At 54.9% G+C, this 26,713-nt stretch carries 25 protein-coding genes; 5 read left to right on the top strand and 20 right to left on the bottom strand.

Translation table 11 applies throughout. The annotated features are described in order from the left end of the window. Positions 1–110: 110 nt before the first annotated feature. The 3 genes from rplC to tuf all read right to left on the bottom strand — a co-directional run bounded on the left by rplC (position 111) and on the right by tuf (position 2,619). On the bottom strand, positions 111–728 hold the full coding sequence (rplC, locus tag Q8R39_01540) for a 50S ribosomal protein L3 (protein ID MDP3735092.1): 618 nt from the start codon (positions 726–728) through the stop codon (positions 111–113). 123 nt (positions 729–851) lie between these two features. Beyond that, complete coding sequence (gene rpsJ, locus Q8R39_01535) at positions 852–1,220, bottom strand: 30S ribosomal protein S10 (protein ID MDP3735091.1); 369 nt, start codon at positions 1,218–1,220, stop codon at positions 852–854. A 208-nt stretch (positions 1,221–1,428) separates the two neighbouring features. Then, positions 1,429–2,619 carry an elongation factor Tu gene (gene tuf, locus Q8R39_01530; protein MDP3735090.1) on the bottom strand — a complete coding sequence of 397 codons (1,191 nt, stop codon included), beginning with the start codon at positions 2,617–2,619 and terminating at the stop codon, positions 1,429–1,431. Between the two features lie 278 nt (positions 2,620–2,897). On the opposite strand from tuf, the gene Q8R39_01525 reads away from it, so the two are divergent. The 3 genes from Q8R39_01525 (at position 2,898) to Q8R39_01515 (ending at position 6,176) form a co-directional block, all read left to right on the top strand. Continuing rightward, positions 2,898–3,368, top strand: a complete 471-nt coding sequence (locus tag Q8R39_01525; GenBank protein MDP3735089.1) for a response regulator — start codon at positions 2,898–2,900, stop codon at positions 3,366–3,368. A 211-nt stretch (positions 3,369–3,579) separates the two neighbouring features. Then, on the top strand, positions 3,580–4,782 hold the full coding sequence (locus Q8R39_01520) for an FIST N-terminal domain-containing protein (protein MDP3735088.1): 1,203 nt from the start codon (positions 3,580–3,582) through the stop codon (positions 4,780–4,782). Positions 4,783–5,063: 281 nt separating this feature from the next. After that, on the top strand, positions 5,064–6,176 hold the full coding sequence (locus Q8R39_01515; protein ID MDP3735087.1) for a HAMP domain-containing sensor histidine kinase: 1,113 nt from the start codon (positions 5,064–5,066) through the stop codon (positions 6,174–6,176). A gap of 1,506 nt (positions 6,177–7,682) precedes the next feature. On the opposite strand, the gene fusA is transcribed toward Q8R39_01515, so the two are convergent. From fusA to Q8R39_01495, 4 genes are all read right to left on the bottom strand, one after another. Further along, positions 7,683–9,818: an elongation factor G gene (gene fusA, locus Q8R39_01510; GenBank protein MDP3735086.1), complete on the bottom strand. Its 2,136-nt coding sequence runs from the start codon at positions 9,816–9,818 to the stop codon at positions 7,683–7,685. 97 nt (positions 9,819–9,915) lie between these two features. Continuing rightward, the gene (locus Q8R39_01505) at positions 9,916–10,233 is read right to left on the bottom strand and encodes a hypothetical protein (protein MDP3735085.1); all 318 of its coding nucleotides are present in this window, start codon (positions 10,231–10,233) and stop codon (positions 9,916–9,918) included. 221 nt (positions 10,234–10,454) lie between these two features. Next, positions 10,455–11,450: a tryptophan--tRNA ligase gene (gene trpS, locus Q8R39_01500; protein MDP3735084.1), complete on the bottom strand. Its 996-nt coding sequence runs from the start codon at positions 11,448–11,450 to the stop codon at positions 10,455–10,457. 122 nt (positions 11,451–11,572) lie between these two features. Next, positions 11,573–13,201 carry an ATP-binding protein gene (locus Q8R39_01495; protein MDP3735083.1) on the bottom strand — a complete coding sequence of 543 codons (1,629 nt, stop codon included), beginning with the start codon at positions 13,199–13,201 and terminating at the stop codon, positions 11,573–11,575. Positions 13,202–13,470: 269 nt separating this feature from the next. Between Q8R39_01495 and Q8R39_01490 the strand changes: the two genes are divergently transcribed. Next, on the top strand, positions 13,471–14,613 hold the full coding sequence (locus tag Q8R39_01490; GenBank protein ID MDP3735082.1) for a hypothetical protein: 1,143 nt from the start codon (positions 13,471–13,473) through the stop codon (positions 14,611–14,613). A 3-nt stretch (positions 14,614–14,616) separates the two neighbouring features. On the opposite strand, the gene Q8R39_01485 is transcribed toward Q8R39_01490, so the two are convergent. Continuing rightward, the gene (locus Q8R39_01485; GenBank protein ID MDP3735081.1) at positions 14,617–15,915 is read right to left on the bottom strand and encodes a ThiF family adenylyltransferase; all 1,299 of its coding nucleotides are present in this window, start codon (positions 15,913–15,915) and stop codon (positions 14,617–14,619) included. A 166-nt stretch (positions 15,916–16,081) separates the two neighbouring features. On the opposite strand from Q8R39_01485, the gene Q8R39_01480 reads away from it, so the two are divergent. Continuing rightward, positions 16,082–17,254, top strand: a complete 1,173-nt coding sequence (locus Q8R39_01480) for a hypothetical protein (protein MDP3735080.1) — start codon at positions 16,082–16,084, stop codon at positions 17,252–17,254. 117 nt (positions 17,255–17,371) lie between these two features. Here the strand turns inward: Q8R39_01480 and dnaJ are convergent, their stop codons facing one another. From dnaJ to rpmJ, 12 genes are all read right to left on the bottom strand, one after another. Further along, on the bottom strand, positions 17,372–18,457 hold the full coding sequence (gene dnaJ / locus Q8R39_01475; GenBank protein ID MDP3735079.1) for a molecular chaperone DnaJ: 1,086 nt from the start codon (positions 18,455–18,457) through the stop codon (positions 17,372–17,374). A gap of 142 nt (positions 18,458–18,599) precedes the next feature. Further along, positions 18,600–20,507: a molecular chaperone DnaK gene (gene dnaK / locus Q8R39_01470; GenBank protein ID MDP3735078.1), complete on the bottom strand. Its 1,908-nt coding sequence runs from the start codon at positions 20,505–20,507 to the stop codon at positions 18,600–18,602. A gap of 193 nt (positions 20,508–20,700) precedes the next feature. After that, the gene (locus Q8R39_01465) at positions 20,701–21,273 is read right to left on the bottom strand and encodes a nucleotide exchange factor GrpE (GenBank protein ID MDP3735077.1); all 573 of its coding nucleotides are present in this window, start codon (positions 21,271–21,273) and stop codon (positions 20,701–20,703) included. A 183-nt stretch (positions 21,274–21,456) separates the two neighbouring features. After that, on the bottom strand, positions 21,457–21,879 hold the full coding sequence (gene rpsI / locus Q8R39_01460; protein ID MDP3735076.1) for a 30S ribosomal protein S9: 423 nt from the start codon (positions 21,877–21,879) through the stop codon (positions 21,457–21,459). Positions 21,880–22,061: 182 nt separating this feature from the next. Then, complete coding sequence (locus tag Q8R39_01455; GenBank protein MDP3735075.1) at positions 22,062–22,433, bottom strand: uL13 family ribosomal protein; 372 nt, start codon at positions 22,431–22,433, stop codon at positions 22,062–22,064. Next, complete coding sequence (gene rplQ / locus Q8R39_01450) at positions 22,430–22,783, bottom strand: 50S ribosomal protein L17 (protein ID MDP3735074.1); 354 nt, start codon at positions 22,781–22,783, stop codon at positions 22,430–22,432. Before rplQ ends, Q8R39_01455 begins: the two co-directional genes overlap by 4 nt. 63 nt (positions 22,784–22,846) lie before the next feature. Further along, positions 22,847–23,404, bottom strand: coding sequence for a hypothetical protein (locus tag Q8R39_01445; protein MDP3735073.1), 558 nt, complete (start codon positions 23,402–23,404; stop codon positions 22,847–22,849). A 3-nt stretch (positions 23,405–23,407) separates the two neighbouring features. Further along, positions 23,408–24,418 carry a DNA-directed RNA polymerase subunit alpha gene (locus Q8R39_01440; GenBank protein MDP3735072.1) on the bottom strand — a complete coding sequence of 337 codons (1,011 nt, stop codon included), beginning with the start codon at positions 24,416–24,418 and terminating at the stop codon, positions 23,408–23,410. A 206-nt stretch (positions 24,419–24,624) separates the two neighbouring features. Continuing rightward, entirely contained in the window at positions 24,625–25,260 is a 636-nt protein-coding gene (gene rpsD, locus Q8R39_01435; GenBank protein MDP3735071.1) for a 30S ribosomal protein S4, read from the bottom strand. A 160-nt stretch (positions 25,261–25,420) separates the two neighbouring features. After that, positions 25,421–25,855, bottom strand: a complete 435-nt coding sequence (gene rpsK, locus Q8R39_01430; GenBank protein MDP3735070.1) for a 30S ribosomal protein S11 — start codon at positions 25,853–25,855, stop codon at positions 25,421–25,423. Between the two features lie 156 nt (positions 25,856–26,011). Continuing rightward, positions 26,012–26,392 (bottom strand): 30S ribosomal protein S13, encoded by a 381-nt coding sequence (rpsM, locus tag Q8R39_01425; protein ID MDP3735069.1) that lies wholly within the window; start codon positions 26,390–26,392, stop codon positions 26,012–26,014. 152 nt (positions 26,393–26,544) lie between these two features. Continuing rightward, positions 26,545–26,658 (bottom strand): 50S ribosomal protein L36, encoded by a 114-nt coding sequence (gene rpmJ / locus Q8R39_01420; protein ID MDP3735068.1) that lies wholly within the window; start codon positions 26,656–26,658, stop codon positions 26,545–26,547. Positions 26,659–26,713 lie beyond the last annotated feature (55 nt).

The raw sequence follows: 26,713 nt of genomic DNA, 5'->3' as shown, positions 1-26,713 counted from the left end.
AGCGAAGCAAGAAGCAATACCGCTATCCGCTCGAGCCATGTAGCAATTATGCTATAGTGCTCGGCGGTATATTTTCTCTCCTTATTTTGAAAAAATCCATGCAGAGTCCTCTATCCCCTCACCTCAACAAGCGTTCCGCGCCTCCCGGGGACCGCGCCGCGGAGGAGAAGCTCGTGCGCTTCGGGGTCCACCGCGAGCACCCGAAGACCGCGCACCGTGACGCGATCGCCGCCCATGCGGCCCGCCATGCGCATCCCTTTTACGACGCGGCCGCCGGCTCGCCCCCCGCCGCCGATCGAGCCCGGCTCGCGCTCCGAGTGCTTCTGGCCGTGGCTCCTCGGCCCGCCCTTGAATCCGTGGCGCTTCACCACTCCCTGAAAGCCCTTGCCTTTCGATGTAGCGGAGACCCGCACGCGCTCTCCCGGAGCAAACTGCGAGACGTCGAGCATCGCGCCGCGCTCAAGCGCGGCCTCACTCTCGGCTAAGCGAAATTCGCGGAGCGTCCGAAACGCTCCGAGCCCCTTGAGGTGCCCGCGCTGCTGCGCCGAGAGCCGCTGCGCTTTCTGAGCCCCGAAACCCACCTGCACCGCACGGTAGCCATCGCGCTCTTTGCTCTTCGTCTGCGTCACGGTAACCGGCCCAGCGGTAAGTAGAGTCGCCGGGTATGCACGCCCGTCCTCGTCGAAGAGCTGGGTCATGTGCTGTTTGGTGGCAAGAATGAATTTCATACAAAAAAGCTCTTAGCTGTTAGCTTATAGCTTTTAGAGGCACGACAGACTAACGATTGCGTGCTTCGCGCACGCCGCGACAACCCCTAAAAGCTAACAGCTATAAGCTAAAAGCTCAAACCTTTACATCATCTTCACGTCCACATTCACTCCCGACGGCAACGTGAGATTCGTAAGCGCTTCGATCAACTTCGGCGCCGGGTCGAGGATGTCAATGAGGCGCTTGTGCGTGCGCATCTCGAACTGCTCGCGCGCGTTCTTGTGCACGAACGATGAGCGGTTGACTGTGTACTTTTTGATCTCAACCGGAAGCGGCGTCGGACCCTCGACCCGCGCATCGTAGCGAAGCGCGGTGTCCATGACCTGCTTTACGGACGAGTCAAGAATCTTGTGCTCGTAGGCGCGGATGCGAATGCGGAGCTTGTGCGAAACCTCCTCCTTTTTGCGCGCTGCCGCGGCGCGCTTACGCGGAGCCGTTGATTTAGTAACCATGGCAAAAAATCAAGCAAAAGCCCACCCACCTCTCCCATTCGAAATTTTCAATTTACAATTTTCAATTTTCAGTGAATTTTCAATGACCCAATTTTCAAACACGACTTCGCCCGTCATTGAGTCATTGACACATTGAAAATTGATTGGAAATTGTAAAATTGAAAATTTGACCAATCGAATCAGAACTATTGGTGGGTGGTTACCATTGCTACGCTATAATTTTAGTTACGGCTCCGGCTCCGACGGTCTTCCCTCCTTCGCGGATTGCGAACCGCTGCTTTTCCTCGAGCGCGACCGGGGCGATGAGCTTCACCTTCGCGCTCACGGTATCCCCCGGCATCACCATCTCGGTGCCCTCGGGCAGAGTGACGTCGCCGGTCACATCCGTCGTGCGGATGTAGAACTGCGGCTTGTAACCACTGAAGAACGGCGTATGACGCCCACCTTCGTCTTTCGAGAGCACATAGATCTCCGCGTCAAACTCCGTGTGCGGCGTTACCGAGCCGGGCTTAGCGAGCACCTGGCCGCGGTGAATGTCCTCTTTCTTCGTACCACGCAGGAGTATGCCCGCGTTGTCGCCAGCAATGCCCTCTTGGAGCGACTTATTAAACATCTCGATGCCGGTCACCACGGTTTTCGCAGTATTCTGAAGGCCGATAATCTCCACCTCCTCGCCGACTTTGACCTTCCCGCGCTCAATGCGACCGGTTGCGACCGTCCCTCGGCCTTCGATCGAGAAAATGTCCTCGACCGGCATCAGAAACGGCTTGTCCGTGTCGCGCTCAGGGATTGGGATGAACGTATCGAGCGCCTTCGTGAGCTCGAGAATCTTTTTCGCCCACTCATCGTCCGCTGACTTTGCGTCAAGGGCCTTCAGTGCCGAGCCGCGCACAACCGGCACGCTTGCGCCATCGTAGTCGTACTTACTCAGGAGCTCGCGCACCTCCTCCTCGACGAGATCAATGAGGTCAGGGTCGTCCACCATGTCCACCTTATTGAGGAAGACGACAATGCGCGGTACGCCGACCTGGCGCGCCAGGAGAATGTGTTCGCGGGTCTGCGGCATGACGCCGTCGGTGGCCGCGACCACGATGATCGCCCCGTCCATCTGCGCGGCGCCGGTGATCATGTTCTTAATGTAGTCCTGGTGGCCCGGCGCGTCGACGTGCGCATAGTGGCGCTCCGCGGTCTCGTACTCATTGTGCGAGAGCGCGATCGTAATGCCGCGCGCGCGCTCCTCCGGTGCAGAGTCGATCTCGTCAACTTTGCGCATCTTGACCTTCTGGCCGGCGAGGTTCAAGACGTGAAGCATCGCAGCGGTCAGGGTCGTCTTGCCGTGGTCAACGTGCCCGATGGTGCCGACGTTGACGTGCGGCTTTGTTCTCTCAAAGTCTGCCATACTATGTGGTACGCGAGAATCGCTTCGGAAATTACCGACGCCTCGATGAGCGCGGACGACAGTGCGAAGCGATCTCGGCGTAAAAAATTAACTGATAAAAAAGACTTATCCAAATCCGAATATTCGGGGCTCGAAATCCGAGTTCATGACATTTGACATGTAACATTTTGACCTTATATCACAATGTAACGCGGCCTGCATCCCCTGTCAAGCGCACGTTATACACAGGGGTGTCCTTGTGCGCCGTGCGCTCTCTTTGTTATACTCTCAATACTTCTATGAATGATGACAGCATTCAAGAGAGCGCCACCGGTCCCGGTGCGGACAGTGTGGCAGGATCAGGCGATGCTCCACGAGAAATCTCACCTGAGGAGACTCGCGCTGTGCTCCTCGTTGTTGAAGACGACCCGTTTCTCGGCGGCATGCTTGAGCGAAAGCTCCACGATCAGAAATTTACCGTCTTTCGGGCGGAGACGGTCGAAGAGGGTCGCGCACTCCTTGCCGAAAAGCCGATCAATCTCGTTTGCCTTGATCTCATCCTTCCCGGCGAGGACGGCTTCGTGCTCCTGCGCGAGATCAAGGCGAATGAAAAGATGAAACATATCCCCGTGCTTATTCTCTCCAATCTCGGTCAACGAGACGACCTTGAGAAAGCAAGGCAGATCGGGGCTGCGGACTACGCTGTCAAAGCGAACACATCGCCGAACGAGATCGTGGCGAAGATAGAGCAGTTGCTCGGAATTACGTAGTCAAACCACTCTCACGCCGGAACCGCTCACGCCTTAAAATTTTGCGCATAGCGAGAGGCGTTTTGGAAATAAAGGAGCCGAATAGAAAAACGCATCTGTTTGAGCCCGCAGGCGAGTTATGCGTTTTTCGTCAATGAGGCGACTGTTATTTCTAAACGCCGAAGCTCGAGCGCAAAATTTTAAGGCGTGAGCGGTTGCGCCATCATCCCCCATGTCTCTCATCGTCGGAGTCGGCACCGCCAAAGAACACGACGCGCACCAAGCGGGTTTTGCGGCAGCTCAGAGCGCCCTTGAGAGGGCGGGGGTTGAGCGGCCGACGCAGCTTTTGGTATTCGCTTCTACACTCTACGACCAGGAGGCGCTCGTCCGCGGCGTGCGGGACGCAAGCGGCAACGCTCCCCTTGTCGGCTGTTCAGCCACGGGGATCCTCACGAATGAAGGCCCCGTTGACCAGACGGTAGCGGTCGTCGCGCTCGAGAGCGACTCAGTCACATTCGCCTCCGGTATGGGGCTCATGAAAAACGGCGCCCGCGCCGCAGGCGCCCTCGTAGGGCAAGAAATCAGGGAACTCGCCACCGGGGAGCTCGTCGGACTCCTCCTCTTCGCTAATATGCTCCGAGGCGGCGCTGCCGAGGTGCTCGGGGGCTTGCAGAGTGTGCTCGGTGCGAATATACCGGCTGCCGGAGTGGCGGCAAGTGATGAGCTCACGTTCGAGCGGACGTTCCAGTACCGGGACGCTCTCGTTGGAGACGACGCTCTTGTCGGTTGTGCGATCTCAGGCGAATGCGTGCTCGGCATCGGCGTCGAAGGCGGCTGGATACCGGTCGGCATACCGCAGAGAGTAACGCGCGCAGAAGGTACGCGCGTTTTTGAACTCGAGGGAAGGAGAGCTGCGTCTATCTACGAAGACTATTTCGGGGAAGATCTATCAAAACTTCGCGCCGAGCCACTCGCACATTCGGCACTCGGCTACCCACTTGGCGTCCGCACTGGCGTGAGCGATGAGTACCTCATCCGAAATCCCCTCAGGGCAGAAGAAGACGGTTCGCTCACTCTCGCCGCGGCAATACCCGAGGGCGCTCGGGTTCGTCTCATGATCGGGAGCAAAGAAAAAGCGCTGACTGCTGCATGCACCGCGACCGAGGGCCTGATGGAGCGCTTGAAGCGCTCACACGTCTCGCTGAAACTCCTCCTCGTCTTTGAGAGCATCTCACGCAAAAAACTCCTCGGTGCTATGATCAAAGACGAAACCAACGCTATTCTTGATATCGTGGGGCGTGATACGCCGCTTCTCGGCATTGCAAGCTACGGCGAGTACGCGCCCGCGATACACGCGATCGGCGGCGGCACTGCACCCGAGCCGACGCTGTTCCATAATGGGACGATTACGATTGTGGGGATTGGGACGAAGTAACGCAAAGTGTAAAGCGAAAAACAACAGTGCAAAAAGCAAAACGAATCTCCAATTTCCAAAAAACAATTTCCAAACAAATCCCAATATTCAAAATCCAATTTCCAAACACGACGTGCGTGTTTGAGATTTGATGCATTGGAATTTGAAATTTGTTTGGAGCTTGTTGGTTGGAGCTTGGAATTTATTTGATTTGGAGCTTGTTGGTTGGAAATTCGAATTTTACTGTGTTATTTTGCGTTGTTGTTTTGCGTTTTGCGCTTTGAACTTTGCATTTTACTCCCATGCACTTTCCCAAACATGCCGGCAATATCTTTACTCTCTCCCCCCGCCTCCGCCTTACCCTCGCGCTCCTTCTCTCGCCGCTCGTGACTGCGGCCGCGATTTTAACGGCAGGCCTGCTTAACCGCGTGCTCTGGGGCGCTCTCACCGCCCTCACTGCAGCGGGGGCGGCGACGGCAGCGTTCAGCGCCGTGCGCACGCTCAGCAAACACAACCAAGAGCTCGAAGTATGGCTTCACGAGAACACCGATAGCGCACGGCTTCTCGTGCGCAAAGACCGAGAGTCCTCCCGGGCGAACGATGAGTATTCCCGCGTCGCGGGTGAATTCAGCGAGGTCGGCAAGGTGCTCGTGCGCCGTGATATCGAGCTCTCGAGCGCGAACACGCGCCTCGAAGGCCTTGATCTCGTCAAATCAGAATTCGTCTCAGTCGCGGCGCACCAGCTCCGGACACCTCTCACAGGCGTGCGTTGGTCGCTCCAGTCGCTTGTTGACGGCGAACTCGGGCCGCTCAGTGAGGAACAGCTCAAAATACTCAATGAGAGCCTCGGGGTGACAGTCACTGCGACAGAGCTCATTAGCGACCTCCTCGACACTGCGCGCATCGAGGAAGGACGCTTTGGCTTCGTGCCGGTGGAACAGGATTTCCTGCCGATTATTGAAAAGGTCGTTAACGCAACGCGTCCTGTTGCCAAGCGTAAGCGAGTCGCTTTCTCAATCTCTCTGCCCTCCGTGCTGCCCTCAATTTCGATCGACGCAGAAAAAGTCGGCATCGTTATTGACAACCTTATCAACAACGCGATCAAATATACGCCTGAAGGAGGTGCGGTCGCGCTCACCGTACGAAAGAAGGCGCGAGACATCGAGGTCAGCGTCGCAGACACCGGCATTGGCATCCCGAAGGAGCAACAGCGCCAGGTCTTCGATCAATTCTTCCGCGCCAGAAATGCTAAACTCTATGCTACCGCCGGCACCGGCCTCGGCCTCTACATGGCGAAAAATATCGTCGAAAACCACGGCGGTAAGATGGATTTCACCAGCGCTGAAAACGAAGGCACTACCATACGATTCACGATCCCGCTCCGCCAGACGAATCCTGCATCTTCTCCACGATAGGAATGTATCAGAGCCCCAATCCCTGATACATTGAGGAATACACGCTCAAAAAATAAGGCACCACGAATAAGAGACCGATGAGGGGCAGTACGAATACAACGATGCTGCCAATCATAGTCCAGAATATATACCTGCGCGTTTTTTCCGTAGACCGAAATATCGCGTCAAGCTTTTTTTCGTGAGCCTCGAGTTTCTGTATGACGTCGTTTGTTTCCATACGTATACTATACTAAATCCATCGCCTTGATGCATTCGGTATACGCCAGAGAAAGGTACCCGTGTGCACTCCACGCCAAAAGGCCACGGGGAGGGAATGATAGGATCTCCTGTCCGACTCCGACATCGGATGTCGGACAGAGTTTAGGAAATCTGAACTCCAAAAATTAGGAATAGGGAAAAAATTACGGGAGGCGCGGTTGACTCCTGTAAGACACCTGTGGTAAGAAAGAAATAGAATTTCGATTATCTCACCCTGTTCATAAACGAGGAGGTGGCGATGCAGGGAATATGCAGTGTATGCGGAGAAGAAAAAAGAGTCCAGCTAAATCGTAAATCCGGAAAGTTGCGTTGCCAGGAGTGTCGGAAGAAAGATCCTGCTACACACGAAAAATGTTCCGTGTGCGGGCGGGTGAAATCAGTCAAAGTACGCACCGAAGACAGGGAGCCAATTTGCGAAAACTGCTATAGCAACGCTCGCTACTATGACTCTTCCGTTCATGAGCGGTGTTACAGATGCAAAAAAGTCGAACTGGTCAGTATGCGCATTGAAAACGAACCTGTTTGTCACAGATGTCGCCAAAAAGAACGGAGAGCACGTCTTGCCATCGCTCGTGCTCATCGCCGCCTTAACATCGCTTTGGGCATAGCGTGAATTCGCATCAGATATGCCCCGCACACAAAAAAATCATCCAGCAGAGGCCACGGCCTTCAGAAGATCAATAGGAGATCCAATTTCACAAAAAAAAACGCCCCATGTATATCATGCGTGGGGCGTTCTTTTTTGGCCGCGCTGTTTTTTAACCCATATCTCAAAAACCACGCACATAAAAACACCGACGAAACTACTTTGAGAAGTCCAACTTCTCAAAGTAGTTTCGTATCTGTACGTATATACAAAAAAAACGCCCCGCCGTTCAGCGCAATGCTTACTAAGCGGGACGATGAGTGTGGTCACTTTATCCAGACGCGGGGTGACACAAAGAAAGCAAGGGCAACGAGTAGAGAAAACGCTCCAATCCACTTCCACTCACCCCGTGCAAAGATAACGAGAACTACTCCGATAAGCAAAGAAGGAACGATCCCACTCATTTCGATACCAAAACTTACCGGATCTTCGGTGCCGCGAATTATTTTCCATAACTTCTTCACGTCTTCCTCCTTCCTTGAGGTGAGAATCTATCTCGGATAGAGAGAGGCAGTAAACAAAATCAGCCAGACGATTGTAAATATTCCAATAAGCGGGTACAGAATACCGATCGTACGGGCACCTCTTGCAGACTAGCATGCTTATTTCCTCGCGTCAATGATCGTCTGCGCCACGTTCGGCGGCACGATCGCGTAGTGGTCGAACTCAATATTGGGACTCGCCTGGCCTTGGGTGAGCGAGCGGAGCGTCGTCACATAGCCGAAGAGCTCGGCGAGCGGCGCCTGGGCTTTGACGACGCGCATAGTCCCGCGCTCCTCCATGGCATTGATCTGCCCGCGCTTTGAGGAGAGGTTGCCCGTGATGTCGCCGAGGAATTTCTCCGGCGTTACCACCTCGACGCGCATGATTGGCTCAAGCAAGACCGGTCGCGCACGCTTTGCCGCCTCCTGGAATGCCTGCGAGCCCGCGATCTTGAACGCGATTTCGGACGAGTCCACCTCATGATACGAGCCGTCGTAGAGCTCGCAGGAGATATTCACCACCGGAAAGCCCGCAAGAATCCCCCGATCCATCGCCTCGCGCACACCTTTGCGCACCGCGGGGATAAACTCGTTCGGAATAATCGCGCCCTTAATCGAGTTGATAAATTCGTATCCCTCCTCACGATGGATGTTTTTTGGCTGCTTTTTGCCTTCTTCCGGCTCCGCGATGGGTCTCAAGCGGAGCTTCACATGCCCGTACTGGCCGTGGCCTCCGGTCTGGCGGATGTACTTGGCCTCGGCCTCGGACTCGCCGGTAATGGTCTCCTTGTAGGCGACCTGGGGCTTCCCCGTCGTTGCCTCCACACTGAACTCACGGCGCATCCGATCCACGATTATCTCAAGGTGGAGCTCCCCCATGCCGGAGATAATGGTCTCGAGCGTCTCTTCGTCGGTCGAAATCCGAAACGTCGGGTCCTCGTCGCCGAGCTTGCGGAGCGCAAGGCCCATCTTCTCCTGATCGTGCTTCGTCTTCGGCTCGATACGCATCGAAATCACCGGCTCGGGGAAGGTAATTTTTTCAAGAATGACGGGATGCAGGGGATCGCAGAGCGTGTCGCCGGTCTTCGTGTCCTTCAGCCCCACCATCGCAGCGATCGTGCCCGCAAACACTTCCTTCACCTCCTCGCGCTGGTTTGCGTGGAGCCGCACAATGCGCCCGACACGCTCTTTGACGTCACGCGTACTATTGTAGACGTACGAGCCGCTCTCGAGAGTACCAGAGTAGACGCGGAAGAACGTGAGCTGCCCCACGAAGGGGTCAGACTGGAGCTTGAAGGCGAGCGCTGCAAACGGCGCGCTGTCCAAGGGCGGCCGCTCGACTTCAGCGAGCGTCTTCGGATCCGTACCCCGTGCTGGCGGCACGTCTGCGGGCGAGGGAAGATACGCGATGACGGCGTCGAGGAGCTTCGTCACTGATGCGCTCCGGCCGTCCGCAAACAGCACCGGGAAAAATTCGCCGGAGAGCGTGCCGCGGCGGATCAGCGATTTCACTTCGTCCACTGAGAGCTCCCCGTCCTCGAGGTAGCGCGCAAGCAGCTGCTCGTCTACCTCGACTATTTTCTCAAGCATCTGCTCGCGGTATTCGCGCACCAGCTCTTTCATCTCCTCCGGTATCGGCTCTTCCTGCAACACCAAATGCGTATCGTCCGCGTACATCCACGCTCTCTGCTCCACGAGATCGATGATCCCGCGGTGCATATCGTGCTCGCCGATCGGGAGCACAATCAAGAACGCATTCGGCGAGAGCCGCTCGCGGATACTCGCGAGCGTCATCCGAAAGTCGCCGCCGAGCGCATTGATTTTGTTTCCGAAACAGAGCCGCGGCACTTTATATTTGTCCGCCTGCCGCCAGACGGTCTCGCTCTGCGGCTCGACGCCCATCTTCGCGTCAAAGACCACGACCGCGCCGTCAAGCACCCGGAGCGAGCGCTCCACCTCGACGGTGAAGTCTACGTGCCCCGGCGTGTCTATGATATTGATGCGATGCCGTTTTTCTTCACTATCCGGGTCCTCGGAATGAGACCAAAAGCAGGTCGTCGCGGCGCTCGTGATGGTGATGCCGCGCTCGCGCTCCTGCTCCATCCAGTCCATCACCGTGTTGCCGTCATGCACCTCGCCGATCTTGTGCGAGACGCCGGTAAAGAAGAGGATGCGCTCGGTCGTCGTCGTCTTGCCCGCGTCAATGTGGGCGATGATACCGATATTGCGAACTTTTTCGATTGGGTAATCACGCATAGTACAAGCTGTTAGCTGATAGCTTTTAGCTTTTAGAGACGAAAACAGACGACGCAAAAAAGAGACGAGAGACAATGCCCGCCTCTATGCACGGTTCTTATCGCGCGCCCACGGTGAGCGAGCGGCCTGACCGCTTCGCAGTATTTGGTCGCCCCGAAAAACCACGTCGAGTAGAACGGAGGTCGGCCAATGAACGCAAAATGGGAAGTTTGCCTGCTCGTTTCAGCACCTTTGCCTCCCTCGACCACCGTAAAATAGTATCTTCAGTGATCTCCTCGTCATCTTCATCGCGCGCCACTTCGGTTTCGATGATACTGCGCGCCCATGTGCCAGGAGCGCGAAAACCCGCCGCGCGAGCGCGTTGCTCCACTTGTCGCATCTTCCTCTGAGGTAAAGTAATCGTTAACGTAGACATGGGCGTATACTCTACTACTATACAACGCACGACATACGGTCGTCAACATTCGTTCCGGTAATCACTCACACCTATCACAAAGCTGCACAACACAGCCGTCATTGCGAGAAGCGGAACGGAGTGGAGCGACGAGGCAATCCAGAATTACGGCTCAACAACTGGATTACTTCGCTCCGCTCGCAATGACGGGTGTGAGTGATTACTCGTTCCGATTCAGGGGACTACCCCGGGTATGAGCATACGCCGATTTTTCGGCGCACGTCTGCCATTGTCGCGCCCGCCCTCGCCAGAGCTTTTCTTGCGCCTTCCTCGAGCACATCGAGTACACGCGCTCTATCGCTCGCCATGTTTCTGCGTTTTTCGCGCAGGGGTGCGGCAAATGTCTTCAGGCGCTCGACGAGGAGCTCCTTTGATTCTCTGTAGCCGATGCTGCCGCTTCGATATCTCTCGGCAAGCCGAGCGAGTTCCGTTTCGTTCGCAAAAAGAGAGTGGAGCGCAAAAACAGTATCAGTGTGCGGATCAAGTGGCTCGCCTTTGGCTCGGGAATCCGTCACGATATTCATTACAAGCTGCGCAATTTCTTCATCTTCTGCAAAGAGCGGGATGGTGTTTTTGTAGCTCTTGCTCATCTTGCGGCCGTCGAGCCCGGGGACGGTGCCGACATGCTCGAGTATGTGCGGCTCTGGCAGCTTGAAGGTCTCGCCAAAAATGCCGTTGAATTTTGCTGCCGTGTCGCGCGCAATCTCGAGATGCTGTTTCTGGTCGTCCCCGACCGGCACGATGTCGGGGCTGTAGAGCAGGATGTCCGCGGCCATGAGCATCGGGTAATTGAACGTGCCGACGCTGATCTCTTTATTTTTCGCCTCGGCATCCTTGAACGCGTGCGCGCGCATGAGGTAGGGCATCGTCGTAATGCAATCAAAGATCCATGCAAGCTCGGTATGCGCTTGCACGTCCGACTGTTTAAAAATCACGGCGCGCTCCGGATCAAGCCCGATCGCGAGGTAGTCGAGTGCAACGCCGATCGTGTTCTCGGCAAGAGAGCGCGGGTCGTAGAGAGTAGTGAGCGCATGATAATCGGCGATCATGAAAAATCCGCCGCCGTGCTGCCGCGAGAGCTCGACGAACTGCCTCATCGCGCCAAAGTAGTTGCCAATGTGCGGCCTTCCCGTCGGCTTCACGCCGGAGAGGAGCGTTTTTTGCCCGTCCGCTGTCATGAGCTACAGCATAGCAAAAAAGCAGACGAAGCGCGAAAGCAAAACGTGGGATATCAGGCCCCACGCTTTGATACCAGATGTTTTTCGAGGGCGTCGCAAAGCGACCGTCCAACGTCCAACTTCTACGATAGGAGCCGCTTGCGGAGCTCGAGATGTAAGGTTGTGCCTTTCCCTTCCCCTTCGGACTCGGCCCAAATTTTACCGCCGTGCGCCTGGACAATTTGTCTTGCAAGGTAGAGGCCGAGGCCAGTGCCGGAGACATTATGTGCGCTCGCATTCTTTGCACGGCCGAATTTGGTGAACAGCGTTGGGATCGTCTCTTTTGCTATGCCGATGCCGGTGTCAGAAACCGAGAGGTGTACGCACCCCTCCTCAGCATGCCCTCCGAGCGTCACAGTGATGCCCCCATGCGGCGTGTACTTAATCGCATTGTCGATGAGGTTCGCGACAACCTGACGAATTTTTCCTTCGTCCCCCTGTATGGTGACGGGTTCCCCCGTTTGCATGTGGAGGTCGAGTGTGAGTCCTATCTTCTCAGACACCGAACGTTGCTCCTCGACGAGGCGGGACAGAAGGGCTGAAAGATCAATCTCGACGAAATCATACTTCAGCTGCCCCTGTTCGATGCGTGATATGTTCAAAAAGTCGTCTACAATGAGCGCGAGCGCGTTGCCTGAACGAAAAATACGATCCACCGCCTCGTGCACCTGCTCAGTGAGTGGCCCGATCGATCCTTCAAGAAGAAGGGATGCATAGCCTTTGATCACTGAGATCGGCGTCCTAATCTGGTGCGAGGCAAGTGAGAGAAACTCGGATTTGAGCTGGTCGAGCTCTTGGAGGCGAACGTTCGCCGCTCTGAGATCGTCAGCAAGTTTTTGTATCCGCTCGCGTGCCGCTGCTTCTCTGTGGACGCCACGGATCACAAGCACCCCGAACACCGCAGAGAGAACAAAGATAGTAGCGTCGATGACGATGTCTGTTGTAGAGAGGCGAGTAAATAAACGCACGAAGAGAAAGATGAGGATGGAGACGACAAGCGCTTCAGTAGCAATAAGACGAATGTTAAACATCCTATGCCGAACGATCGCATAAGCGATCGATGCCATAAGGATCACCGGGAAAATAGGGCCGAGGAAGACGAACGCTGATGTTTTGATGACGACAACGAATAGAAACGCGAAAATCGCCATGAGCGAGAACGACACTACTACACCCCAGAAGAGGTAGTTGAGCATGGAGCGTTCTGGTCCCACTGCACGGCGATAACGAACCAATAGAACGACAAAGCTGAGAATAAAAAGGCCGACGAAGTCTGCCGCAAAGACAAATATGCCGGGGCCGGGAATGGGGATCGGCTCACCTTCCGGATAGTGGATTGACGAAAACACGAACGGCAAAAGAGAGGCGGCGGCGGAAGCGACCATGAGCATACCCACTGGCACGAGCAAGCGCCACGAGAGACGAATTCGCTTCGCGGGGAACGTCGTGACGAGCAAAAGGAGCGTCGGTCCGATATATGACACGACGAACATGACCATCCGGATCCAGAAGAGCTGGCTCTCCGGTGTGGTGCGTGGCGGGTGCAGCGAGACAAAGTTAACGACGATATACGCTTCGATCAAAACGGCAAGCACGAAGAATAGTTGGTGGGTCGCGCTCTTTCTGTCCCGCAAAAATACAACAAGTCCGAGAAGGCCAGCGGTGCTAAATGCGAGCGCGCCAAGAAGAAGCTCAGTAGAAAGTGACTCCATACATTTCGTGGTGTTACGCTCTGGTTATATACCCAAAAGCAGCAGGTTTGCGAATGTTTTTGGGTATATATGGCATACGTGCCATATATTCTGCGCTCGCTCGGACATGCGAGAGGGCATACTCTCTCGCATGTCGCTCGCTCGCTTGAATATAATCACGGCGCTGGCGGAAAATGAAAAGACCTCTTTTCGCTTTCCGCTCGCTTGTGATTATAGTATAATATTGCATACCGATAGTGTACTATACTGGCTTCAATGCGTCGCCCCCTATGCGTGAGCGTGTACAGGAAAAGGTAGTGTGCGAGACGATGCTCTCATACGAGGCATTTGGAGCGCTTACGCCGGAGCGGCGTCTGCGATATCTTGCCTGCTGCGCCTCGCGTGCCCCGAGCACACACAACACGCAACCATGGGCATTCGTTCTTAGAACTAGAGAACGAAATCCAGCCTTGCAGTTTTTTCTCGACCGCAGGTTTGTGCTTCCCGCATCTGACCCGACGGGCAGACAGTCGGTTATCAGCATCGGTGCGGCAGTGGAGAACGCTCTCATTGCGGCGAGCTACTACGGTCTCACGCGAGCGGCACGACTACGCAACGCCGCTCTATCCGAGGTCAAACCCGCTCTTGCCCGGAGTGAACAGAGGTACGTGCCCCTTGCCGAAATATTATTTGACGAGCCGGCGCATGCAGGGCTTCGGGATGCTCGAGGCGCACACGCTCTCATGCGAGCCCTTTTTACACGCAAAATGACGCGGGCTGAATTTCTGCCAGAAAAACACATGCCGCACGCGCTCATGAAAAAAATTCTCGCGATGCACGAGAGTGGCGTGAAGATTCATCTCATCACCGATGGCGTCAGACGGCGCGCGATTGCAGAATTTCAAGCGCAAGCTGACAATTTCGTCCTCAACTCACCACGCTTTAGCCGCGAGCTCGGTCACTGGCTACTCCACAACGACACCGACGCAGGACGTGGCATGCCGGGAATAGGGTTCGGCCTCAGTGATACGCAGGCGATACGTATCCACGACGGCCTTGTCGGAGAGGGCGCGCTCAGGCCAGACGATATGCTCCGGTTTGCGCTCGGTGGTAAAGCAGGGATTGAAAGCTCCCCGCTCATAGGTATCCTCACGATTAAAAAAAACGACGTCGCCCACTGGCTTGCTGCCGGCCGCATGCTCGAGCGCATCCTCCTCGAGCTCACGAGCGCCGACATTGCGGTTGCGGTTCATGCCGCGCTTGTCGAAGTCGCCCTCGTCAATAAAATGTTTGCACTCACTCTTGGCACGCTTCGTCCCATTGCGGCGTTGTTTCGTGCCGGTTACCTGCGCAACCCGGCGCATGCACTGCGTCCGAGAGCGCCGCGGGTGCCGCTTGAGGAACTTGTCCTCACACACGAGCCATCTCCGTGACGGTCACTCATATCGCTTCACGGCACATGTGTGCTTATTCATAACGACGCGCGATGGATAGCGATGTCCTAGGCGTACACGCGCTATGGTTTCCGCCGCGATGGCGCCTGCCATCGCGGCGGTTGAGCCGAGTTGCGGTATGATGGTGGAAGTAGGGATTTCGCACGAGCCTCGAAGAATCGCCGCGAGCTCACCAGTGCGATAGTCGGTGCCGGCGAGCGCATCGACAAAATCAAAAAAAGCGTCGCGGTCACCGACTCGTTCATACAATGCATCAGTGCGCGTACGAAGGAGCGCATCTTCCGTACCGTACGCGAGCGGTGCCGATGGGTTGAGGTCATATCGCGAGACATCGAGTTGCACCGCGGACCCAAAGTCAGAGACCATGATGAGCGGCAAGCGCCGCTCGCGCGCGGCTTCGCGGAGTAAGATTTTGGTACGAGGGTCATCTACTTCCTCGACGATGATATCCACTGCGGGTTCTCGGCCGGTACCGTCGAGAAACGGCCCAAGTGTCTCGTGCGTAATGCCCTCTGCATACACATACGCTCTCAAAAACGGATCTATCGCGTAGAGTTGCGTCGCCAATACTTCTGCCTTGTTGCGCAGGAGCGTCTCGGCAAGAGAGGAGCGGTGTTCATTTGACGAAACAAGTTCATCGTAGCGAAGCCGTACGCGATTAATATTTTCCATTTTATACACGCTTTTGTCCGCGATTTTAACCGCGGCCGGACGCATGTCCATCACCGCACAGTGGAGCACATTACCACCGACGCTCCCGCCTGCAACCGCGATCGTTGTCTTCGCGAAACACGACTGTACCTCCTGCCAGCTGAGTTCTCGCCGAGGATCGGTGAGCAGCGTGGAGCTGCTGGCGATAGCAACGATCCGGTGCCACTTGGGCGACGCGTAACGCACAAGGGTCTGTTCGCCTCGATACAGAGCATAGATGCCGTAGTTAAAAGAACCGGCGTCCTCGGCGCGCTCCAAGGCTCTCGCATACCTCTGCCACTCGGCGTTGAACACGTCGCGAAGCGTTTTCTGCATCCTGCCCCGAGCACCAACAATTGGTGAAGCGGCAGTAGAAGTCAAACGTTCGTTAAGCCCGAAGATCGTAGCCTCGGTGAGATCAAATTGCCGCGCACGTGGAATGCGTATCTCGCTTATGTCAGGAATTTTGATACATGCGGTGCCGTTTTTAAGATAGCGGACGCTGCCGCTTCGGTGCGCTCGGGCAGCACCGATCAGCACGGGCTTGCCCATAAGTCGCCCCTTGTGCTGTCCATGACGCTCCGAGGACATTACCATATGATAGCCATAAACTCACGAAAGCGAAAGGTGCCAGTGCATATTTTTGACAAATGAATCTCGGCACTCTAGACTGTATCTCAGACCAGACACGAGTTCCAAAAAAGATGGCCACGGGCCGTTCTTGTATGCTACCCATAATCAAAAGAAAGGACACCACATGCGCACAGTTCCCTACCTTTTGCCGCAGCAGAGTGAGCTATACGTTTCCATAGTACCGCAGCCCCCACTGGAACAAGTCATCGCTCTTGGCCGTGAATGTAGAGAATCACTGACGCCGTGTGCATGCGAGCGGTTCGGGCACACGACGTTAACCATATATGTGGCGAAGCCACTCTACGATCCATGCTGGACCAACGAATCCGCACTCCGTCTGACACTCGCCTGCCGCAGCTCGTATAATCGCTACGGCGATTGCCCGCCGCTCGACGAGTTCGATACCAAAAGCCTCGTGTACCTGCTCAATGTCGAGTACCCGCTCTACGGTGAAATTCGCGAGCCGCATGCGATGGAACCCGCGGGGCACGGTATTGAACACAGTCCGCCTTTGATAGAGGAATGGGTGAGTATGCGGTTTATTCCGGGGCGTGGGGAGCCGTATGGGACATCAGACTTTACCGAAGTGTGCCATGTGAGTGGCGAGCTCGCTTCATTGTTTCGCGACGAGCTGTACCACGGCGATCCAGAATTCATGCGGACCATTGTCACCATGTCGCGGCTCTGCGGCATCCCCCCTTTCTGCGCTGTCGAAACGAATACGCGGCTTCCGTATAAACATCGCTGCATGGCGCACTGCTTCGCGCTCTTCCACAAGGTGTTCTTCCGCGGACAAAAACGGAAGTTTAAATTTCTGACTGGTATCTTACGGCCGGAATTCATTGAAACAACGCTCACGCTCTGCACGACGGAGGGCGAGCGATTACCACGCTTTGAACCGTCGAGTGCTCTGTTCGGCGATCGAGGAACGCTGATACGCATCAATCGGGGAGCGGCAGCGTACCGCTTCCCATCATTCTTTTTGCATGTGCCGGGCCTCCTCGACTGCCTAGCTAATCTCCTTGAGTCGAGCTCGATCACGCCGGAGACGCTTCGTGCGCATACGGGCTGTTCCATCGAGGATTTCCGTCGAGATCGCGGGTCTACCTACGGCACTCTACGGCATCTAGGAAAACTGCTCACCGCCGAGGGGCAACTCGCCGCGGCATCTATTACGGGCGCCGAGTTACGCACGATCGTTGACAAACATGTTCCTGACGGTCCGCAATTTTACTGCATGCATACAGCCCGTTGGTCTACATCGATTGAACAGTTCTTTGTAGCATGTAGCCTCTAACGTTATCGAGATCAAGCCTATGTAGGTGGAGCTGGGACAGAGCAAACCCCGTATTCAAGCGAGCATACTTGAATACGGGGGTTTTCGCACTTTGCGCTGTGGGGTCTTCTTTTTTGCTTAGATGCCCTCTCTACGCAACTCCTCAAGCGCTGCGCGGGATTTTTTTGAAAGACGCGTGGGGAATTGGATCTTGATCGTGATGAGGAGGTCGCCGCGGCGAGAGCGGTCAAGAGGAATGCCCTTGCCGCGCACGCGGAGAATCTCCCCGTGCGTAATGCCTTCGGGAATCGTGACTTCGATGTCGCCCTCGAGTGTCGGGAGTGTATAGCTCGCACCGAGGAGCGCGTCGGTGAGCTTCACGCTGAGGTCCGTTTCAAGGTTCGCGCCTTCTTTGCGGAAGCGCGGATGCTTTTGTACATGAATTTTCACATAGAGGTCGCCCGCGACGCCTCCCGGCACTGCCTCCCCTGCGCCGGTGAGTCGGATCATCTCGCCGCTCTCGATCCCCGGCGGGATGGTAATCGCGATCTCCTCCTGCGCGCGGCGTACGCCCGCCCCTCTGCAGGCGCTGCATTTATCTTTTGGCATTGTCCCGCTGCCGTGGCAGGCGCTGCAGCTGCTCACCGACGTGAACGTACCGAAGAATGATCGGCGCGTCTCATGTATCTTTCCCTTGCCGTTGCAGGCGCTGCAGGAGATGGTTTCGCTCCCTCGCTTGGCGCCGGAGCCAGAGCATTCACTGCAGCTCGACGTTTTCGTGAGGAGCAGCTTGCGCTCGACGCCGAAAACCGAGTCCGCAAATGAGATCTCGACGTCTATCGAGATGTCGCGGCCGCGCGGCGCTCCTCGGCGCGCGCCGCCAGAGAAACCAAAAATATCGCCGAAGAGGTCGCCGAGGTCAATGTCCTCAAACTCCTTGAAGCCGCTAAAGGCACGCGCAAAGTCGTTAAAGTCAAAACCGCTCGGCGCGCCCTGCGGGCCGCTCGGCCCTCCTTCGGAGAACACGCGGCCGTAGACGTCATACTCGCCGCGTTTCTTGTCGTCGGAGAGCACTGCATACGCCTCGCTCGCCTCTTTGAACCTCGTCGCGTCCCCGCCCGTCTTGTCCGGGTGATACTTATGCGCGAGCTTCCGAAACGCCTTTTTGATGTCGTCTTTGGACGAACCCCGCGGAACTCCAAGGATTGTATAGTAATCTTTCATACGAGCTTTTAGCCATAGCCCTTTGCGCCCAAAGGGCTGGAAAACTTATAACGCTGTTAGCTTTTGAGAGGCTCCGCCGTCCGTGCTAAAAGCTATAAGCTAACAGCTAAAAGCTGGGAACCGTGTGCTTGCCGCATGCTGCTTACTGCTTGTCGCTCGTATCGTCTCCCTTCTCCTTAAACTCCGCATCCCTCACCCCTCCCCCATCGTCCTTCTTGTCGCTCTCACTTCCCTTCTGCTGCTCTTGTTGCGCTTTATACATTTGCTCGCCGATTTTTGAAATTTCTTGCGAGAGCGCTGCGGTTGCGGATTTCATGCCATCGATGTTGTTTTCATCGCGCGCTTTTTTCAGCGCCGCGAGTTTCTCCTCGACTGCGGTTTTCACCGCGCTGTCAACCTTGTCCCCCGCGTCGCGGAGCGCCTTCTCCGCGGTGTAAATCAGCTGCTCGGCGCTGTTGCGCGCCTCTGCCTCCTCCCGCTTGCGTCGATCATCCTCGCCATGGCTCTCTGCGTCTTTTCTCATCCGCTCGATATCGGCCTCGGTGAGCCCTGAGCGAGCCTCGATGCGGATTGATTGCGCCTTTCCACTCGCCTTGTCGCGCGCGGTCACGTTGAGGATGCCGTTTGCGTCAACGTCGAATGTTACCTCAACCTGGGGCATGCCGCGGGGAGCCGGAGGGAGCCCGTCGAGAATGAAGCGGCCGAGCGATTTGTTGTCCGCGGCCATGGCCCGCTCGCCCTGCACGACGTGGATTTCGACGCTGGTCTGGTTATCAGCAGCGGTCGAAAACACCTGTGTCCGGGAGGTCGGAATGGTCGTGTTGCGCTCGATCAATTTTGTCGCGATGTTTCCCATAGTTTCAATACCGAGTGAGAGCGGAATCACATCAAGGAGGAGCACGTCTTTCACCTCGCCGCGGAGAATCCCGCCCTGGATCGCTGCGCCGAGCGCAACGACTTCGTCAGGATTGATCGATTTGTTTGGCTCTTTGCCGAAAAACTTTTTCACTGCTTCCTCGATTGCGGGCATGCGCGTCTGTCCCCCGACGAGAATCACCTCGTCAATTTCATTGATCTTAAACGGCGAGGCATCCATCGCGCGCTTCGCAATCTCGATCGAGCGGTCAATGTACTCCCGTGCAAGCTCCTCGAGCGTAGCGCGCGTCATATTCATAAGAAGGTGTTTGGGGCCCGAGCTATCCGAAGTGATAAACGGGATATTGATCTCGCTCTGGGTCGTCGAGGAGAGCTCGTGCTTTACTTTCTCCGCCGCTTCGTCGAGTCGCTGGAGCGCCAGAGGATCGGCGCGGACATCAATGCCGCTCTGTTTGCGGTACTCGTCCGCAATCCAGTGGATTATCTTCTGGTCGATATCCTTGCCGCCCATGTGCGCGTCGCCATCCGTTGACTTCACCTCAACCACGTCGTCGCCGACCTCGAGCACCGAGACGTCGAACGTGCCGCCGCCGAAGTCGAACACGACAATCTTCTCTTCCTTTTTCTTATTGAAGCCATAGGCGAGCGCGGCCGCGGTCGGCTCGTTGATGATGCGCTTGACATCGAGCCCCGCGATCCGCCCCGCATCCTGCGTCGCTTTGCGCTGAGAGTCGTTGAAGTATGCGGGCACCGTGATTATAGCCTCGGTGATCGGGCCGCCGAGCTTGGCCTCGGCGTCGGCCTTCAACTTCTGGAGGATCATCGCGGACACTTCCTCCGGCCGGTACCACTTCTCCCCCTGCTTCACCTCAACACCGCCGCTCTCGGAGCGTCGTACCTCGAAGGGCACCGAGCCTTTGTCTTTCTGTACTTCCTGCTCGTCGAAGCGGTGGCCGATAAAGCGCTTGATGCCGTAGATCGTATTTTTCGGGTTCGTTACTGCCTGACGCTTAGCAATGAGCCCGACGAGTCGCTCGCCAGTCTTCGAGAGCGCGGCAATCGAAGGCGTCGTGCGCGCGCCCTCTGCGTTCTCAATAATCCGCGGCTCACCGCCCTCGACGACCGCAACCGCCGAGAATGTCGTGCCGAGATCAATGCCGATTATTTTACTCATAGTTTAGTTTTAAAATTATTTCTTAATTTTCAATTTACAATTTTCAATTTCCAATGAATTTTCAATGTTTCAATGACTCAATGACGGACGTCGTCGGCGTCGTGTTTGAAAATTGGATAATTGAAAATTGATTGAAAATTGCAAAATTGAAAATTGGAAATTAGATGACTCGGAGGCGTGTTCCGTTCTGCTTTTAATGTTCATGCGTATCGCCTGATATGCCAACCATGACTCTCGCGGGCTGTATCAGCTTATCATACAGTCGGTAGCCGCGTCGAACAACGGAGACGATCTCGTGATCTTGCTCCGCGCTCTCGACTGGAGTCTCGCCCGCCGATTCGTGTTGCGTAGGGTCAAATTTTTCTCCGATCTCTGGACGTACTTGCCCAAGGCCGCTGCGCTCAAGTACTGCGACGAGCTGCGCGTGGATGTGCTCGATGCCTTGCCGCCACTCAAGTGGTGCCTGCTCCCATCCTGGATTTGAGAACGCCATCTCAAAGCTCTCGAGCACCGGCAGGAGGTCGCGAACCAGCCGCTCTGCAGCAAAACGCACAAACGTGGCGCGCTCGCGCTCTTCATCCTTTCGTGCATTCACCAAGTCCGCTTTCGCCCGCTGCCAGCCAGTGAGGTACTCGTGCCGCTCGGCCTCGCAGAGCTTCAACTTACCACGGAGCTTTTGGATCAGGACGGAGGAATTCTGCTCTTCCTCTTCCGATATGATATCTATTGTTTCGTCTCGTGCATTTTCTGGATCTGTATCGGACATAGGATTGTCTAATTTTCAATTTTGCAATTTTCAATGAATTTTCAACGTTTCAATGACTGAGTGACGGACGACGTCGTGTTTGAAAATTGATTCATTGCAAAATTGATTGAAAATTGATAATTGAAAATTTAGAGGGAACTAAACTACAGTTTCCCCGACCCCCTTCGCCCGCAATGGAGTAAACTATCGTTTACTCCATTGCGGTGCCTTGCGCGCTTTTTTGAGCCCGAATTTGCGCCGCTCCTTGGCACGAGGATCACGCGTGAGAAATCCAGCGCGCTTCAGAGGGGTCCGGAGATCAGCGCTCGAGAGCGTGAGCGCGCGCGCGATACCGTGGCGCACCGCCTCTGCCTGGCCGCGAATGCCCCCGCCGACAACATGGACGCTTACGCTAAAATGCGCCGACGGCGCGAGCGCAAGCGGCGAGAGGACACTCTGCGCAAGGGTGGCCACTGGAAAGTACGATTCGATCGAGCGGTCGTTGATCAAGACGTTCGTTTTTGAAGCAGGTGAGATCCGCACGCGCGCAATCGCCGTCTTGCGGCGGCCAACTGCCTCGATGTAGCGGTCGGATTTCTTGGGTTTGGGGGTGGTTGAGGAAGGCATACAGTTTAAATTTTCAATTTTCAATTTTACAATTTTCAATGGACGACGTCGGCGTTGTGTTTGAAAAATTGAGAAATTGAAAATTGATTGAAAATTGAAAATTGATAATTGAAAATTTTATCGGCATTTAGGTTTTGATGCTGAGGACGTTCTGCTTGCTGCGTGTCTCTACATCATTTTCTCTATATGATTTCAAGCCGTTTCATCATCCTCGGCCTCAGCTTGTTCTTCGGCAGCATGCCGTAGACTGCCCGACGGAGCGCCTCGCTGTATGCACGCTCTCGACCGCGCTTCGTCTCGATCGCGGCGAGCGTTACGCGCTTGAGCGAGCCCGGATAGCCCGAGTGGCGCGAATATATTGTATGCTTCTTTTTTCGCTCGTCAATCTGGAGTGCTGCCGCGTGCTCGATGCGTACGCGCTGCCCGTTTATCCGATTGCGCTCGTAGTGGGGCGTGTGTTTGCCCATAAGGACGCGCGCCGCATCGGCGGCAACCCGCCCGAGACGCTGTGCTCGGGCGTCGATTGTATAGAGTGTCTGATCAGTGGCTGTCATACAAATTCAATGCGCGCCTGCGGTGCCCTGTCGCTGGTGCGCGCACGCAGTTTTGTGATGCGCGTGTAGCCCCCGGGTCGAGAGAGATAGCGCGAGGCAACAGAGCTCATGAGCCGACGCGCAGCGACACTCTCTCCGCCAAGTCGCGCAAGGGTCGTTCGCCTCGCGGCGAGTGTGCCCTGCCGCGCAACGGTGATGAGGCGCTCAATAAATGGCCGAAGCTCCTTTGCTTTCGCCTCGGTCGTCGTGATCTTCTCATGACGAATGAGGGATGAGGCGAGCGAGGAGATCAGTGCTCTCCGCTGCCGCGCGACGCGGCCGAATTTTTTGATTCTGTTGTGGTGACGCATAGACTATTAGCTTTTAGAGGACTAACACAGTAGCACTAAAAACCTAGCGCTAAAAGCTAAAAATTATTCAGGAATAATAGGCATTCGCTCTACAACTTCAAACGTGACAACTCTATGAGGAAATTTGTAACCACCCAATTGTTCCTCGCCTACTTTTCTTAATTTTAGTGCATACCCTAAATAATTAGGGTCGAATCGTTTTTCTGGTCCTCCAACCAGCCCTTCTTTTTTCCCTATATCCTTAAGATCAAGTCCTTCGGCCTGTATCTTAAGAAACGGCTCTTCATCTTTTGTAATAAAACGAAAAAGTATAAGCTCGTCCGGATTTTCTTTATACGTACGCATCTCCACATTGGGAACCTGTCCGTAGCCGGTTTGTGGGATAGGGTCAACAAACATCCGTCGATCTAGTACAAACTCTTCTTTTTCGAGAATGTCCCGATATTGTTCCGGACTTATATTATATGCATACGTAGAGTGAAAGAACTGAGATTCTCCTTCTTCGAGCGGCCTGCCGCTAGATTCCGTCCAATTACTACCAATAGAAAGTATCCCGAGAGGTTCCTGTCTCGATATTTCGGATCCATCCCCAACTTTTTCCAAAGGAATTCTTTCCTGCATATATCACTTCAACGTTACTCCGTTTTTCGCAAGCACGTCTCTAATCTCCTCAATCGCTTTCTCCCCGATCCCCTCGAGTGCAAGCAGGTCTTCCGCCTTCTTGCGTACGAGTCCGCCGACGGTTCGAATGTTCGCCTCAGAGAGCGCGTGCGCTGTGCGGGCAGAGAGGCCGTCAAGCGTTTCGATACGAGTTTTCAAAAATTCTTTATCGAGCTCCTCGTGCGCCGCGACGCTCCGCTTCTCAGGGTTCTCGGACTCGCCGCGCGGAAGAGCGGGTTCGCCACGCATCGTCTCATCTGCGCTCTCTGTCTCATCTTCCTCCTTCTCCTCAAAGCCGATCACTGCCTTGAGTTGGTGGATCATGATCTCAATCGACTGCTCGAGCGCTTCGCGCGGCGTGAGCGTCCCGTCCGTTTCAACAAAGACCCGCAGCCGATTGAAGTCGGTGCGATCGCCGACGCGCATATTTTCCACCTCGTAGTTGACGCGGCGGATCGGAGTAAAAATCGCATCCGGCGTCAGTGTCCCGATCTCGACGCGCTCTTTCTCAAGCACCTCCTTTGGCACATACCCGAGCCCCCGCTCCACGGTGAGCTCCATCTCAAGCGTCGTCTTTGCCGTCACCTCTGCGATGTGGAGCTCGGGATTCAATATGGTAACCTGCCCGGGTGCCACAATATCGGCACCCATGACTTCTCGCGGCCCTTTCACCTTCAGGGTCATCGTCTGCGGCTCGTCTCCGGCGAGCGAGAGCCGGAGGCGTTTGAGATTTAGGGTGAGTGCGACGACGTCCTCCTTGACGCCCTCGATCGTCGAAAATTCGTGCGGTACCCCTTCGATCTTGATGTGCGTTATGGCCGCCCCGGGGAGCGACGAGAGGATAATACGCCGAAGCGAATTGCCAAGCGTATGTCCATAGCCTGGATAAAGGCCGTCTATCTCATACATGCCGCTCATTCCCTCTTCAAAGACGACCCGTGGTTTTGACGGCAGCGCAATAGTGTAGTCTGGCATAAAAATAAAAGTAGGTTAGTAAACAAAATAAATTATACACTTAAAATTTGAGGTGTCAAATTACCATGGTGACTTGAGAATTTTCAATTTTGCAATTTTCAATAAATTTTCAATGTTTCAATGACTCAACGACGGACGACATCGTGTTTGAAAATTAGTTCATTGAAAATTGATTGAAAATTAAAAATTGAGCCTTGAAAATTTCATCATCTGCTATAAAACTCAATCACCGCCTGCAAATCAAGCGACTGCGCTCCGGCATTCTCCGCGGCAGGCAAGGCGCTCACAACTCCTTCCATTTTCGCGCCGTCGAACGTGAGCCACGCCGGGGGCATCACAATGCCTTCTCCTTCAGCACCTCGGCCGCGGGAAGCAAAGACACCGAGATCGCGCTTGCTCTGCTTGACCCCTATCCGCTCGCCGACTCGCACCGCATACGACGGGCTGCTCATTTTCCGGTCGTTCACCGTAATGAGGCCGTGCGAGACGAGCTGGCGCGCCTGTGCTCTCGTGCGCGCAAGAGACAGACGGTACACGATATTGTCGAGACGCGACTCAATCCGCCGGTAGAGCGCCTCTGCAGGCTTCGCGCCGGCCGGTCGCGCCGACTCTTTGACATAGCGCGCAAACTGCCGCTCCGAGAGGCCATAAGTAAACCGCACACGCTGCTTTTCAAGCATGTGTTTGCCGTAATCCGTTCGAGACGGCCTCCCGCCTCGCTTTCCACCTCGCTTCGTCTTCGGAGCGCGGCTCGCGACCAGCGCAAACCGCGGCGTCTGGCATTTCTCAAAGACGTCGGGACCTAAACGCTTACAAATTTTATACTTTGGTCCGAGTTTCATGAAGTAGATGTCTCGTATACTTAATTTTCAAGTCTCAATTTTCAATTTTCAATCAATTTTGCAATGACCCAATTTTCAAACACGACGTCGTCCGTCATTGCATCATTGACACATTGAAAATTGATTGGAAATTGTAAAATTGAAAATTGGAAATTTCGTGCTACACCCTTCTCGGCTTCGGCGGCCGCGGGCCGTTGAAAGGTACGGGCGTTGCATCCCGAAGACTGCTAATGCTGATCCCGCGCGAAATGAAGCCGCGGACGGACGACTCTCGGCCTGCACCAACGCCCTTCACTATAATGTCTGCATCTCGCATTCCCATCTGCACCGCTTTCTCGCCGATAAGCTCACCGACCTTTGCCGCCGCATAGGGCGTCCCTTTGCGCGCGCCCTTGAAGCCGAGCGCGCCGCTCGACGAGGCGCAGAGCACCGCACCCGATGCCTCGGCGAGCGTGAGGAGCGTATTATTGTAGGTGGACTGGATATGCAGCACTCCCTTTTCGATCTGTCGTTTTGCCACACGAGAGAGCGCACGGGATTTAAGTCCGCTGTCATAACCCCCGCCGCTTTTTTTGATGATGCGTTTTTTGCCCATAGCACGAAATTTTCAATTTACAATTTTCAATTTTCATTAAATTTTCAATGTTTCAATGAATGACTGAGTGGCGGCGACGTCGTGTTTGAAAATTGGTTCATTGGAAATTGATTGAAAATTGATAATTGATAATTGAAAATTAAACAATGAAGCGATCTACTTCTTCTCCACCTTTTTTCTCCCCGATCCCATGGTCTTACGCACATTACCGCGGACGGTGCGTGAATTTGTTTTCGTGCGCTGACCTCGTGCCGGCAGGTGCCGCACATGGCGCACGCCGCGGTACGATTTGCTCTCGCGGAGGCGCTTGATGTTTGCGCTTATATCCCGCCGCAGCTCGCCCTCGAGCTTGATGCTCTCGAGTGCTGCCCGAATGCGCGCCTCGTCTTCCGCACTAACCTCAGCCGGTCGCTTCGCCGGGTTTACCTTTGCCTCCCGGAGAACCGCTCCGGCGCGCGGACGTCCGACCCCATAGATCGCCGTGAGGCCGATATCGAGCCGCTTCTTCTCTGGAATGGTAATGCCGAATAAACGCATAGAACGAAATTTTCAATTTTCAATTTTGCAATTTCCAATAAATTTTCAATGTTTCAATGACTTAATGACGGCGCCGGTACGACGTCGTGTTTGAAAATTGGGTCATTGAAAATTGATTGAAAATTGAGCATTGAAAATTAAATAAAAAGACCCTATCCTTGCCTCTGTTTGTGCCGCGGATTGGTACACACGATATACATACGACCTTTTCGTCGTATCATCTGGCACGTGCGGCAGCGCTTTTTAATGGTTGAGCGAACACGCATAGCTTTGGTTCTCAAATAACCAAAATACAATCACCAGACACCAAATTTCCAAATT

The organism is bacterium (assembly GCA_030697645.1).
GTDB lineage: Bacteria > Patescibacteriota > Minisyncoccia > Phycocordibacterales > VMGT01 > JAUYPI01.
Note: the sequence above shows the minus strand (reverse complement) of the source record. Positions and strands in the feature narration are given on the sequence as shown.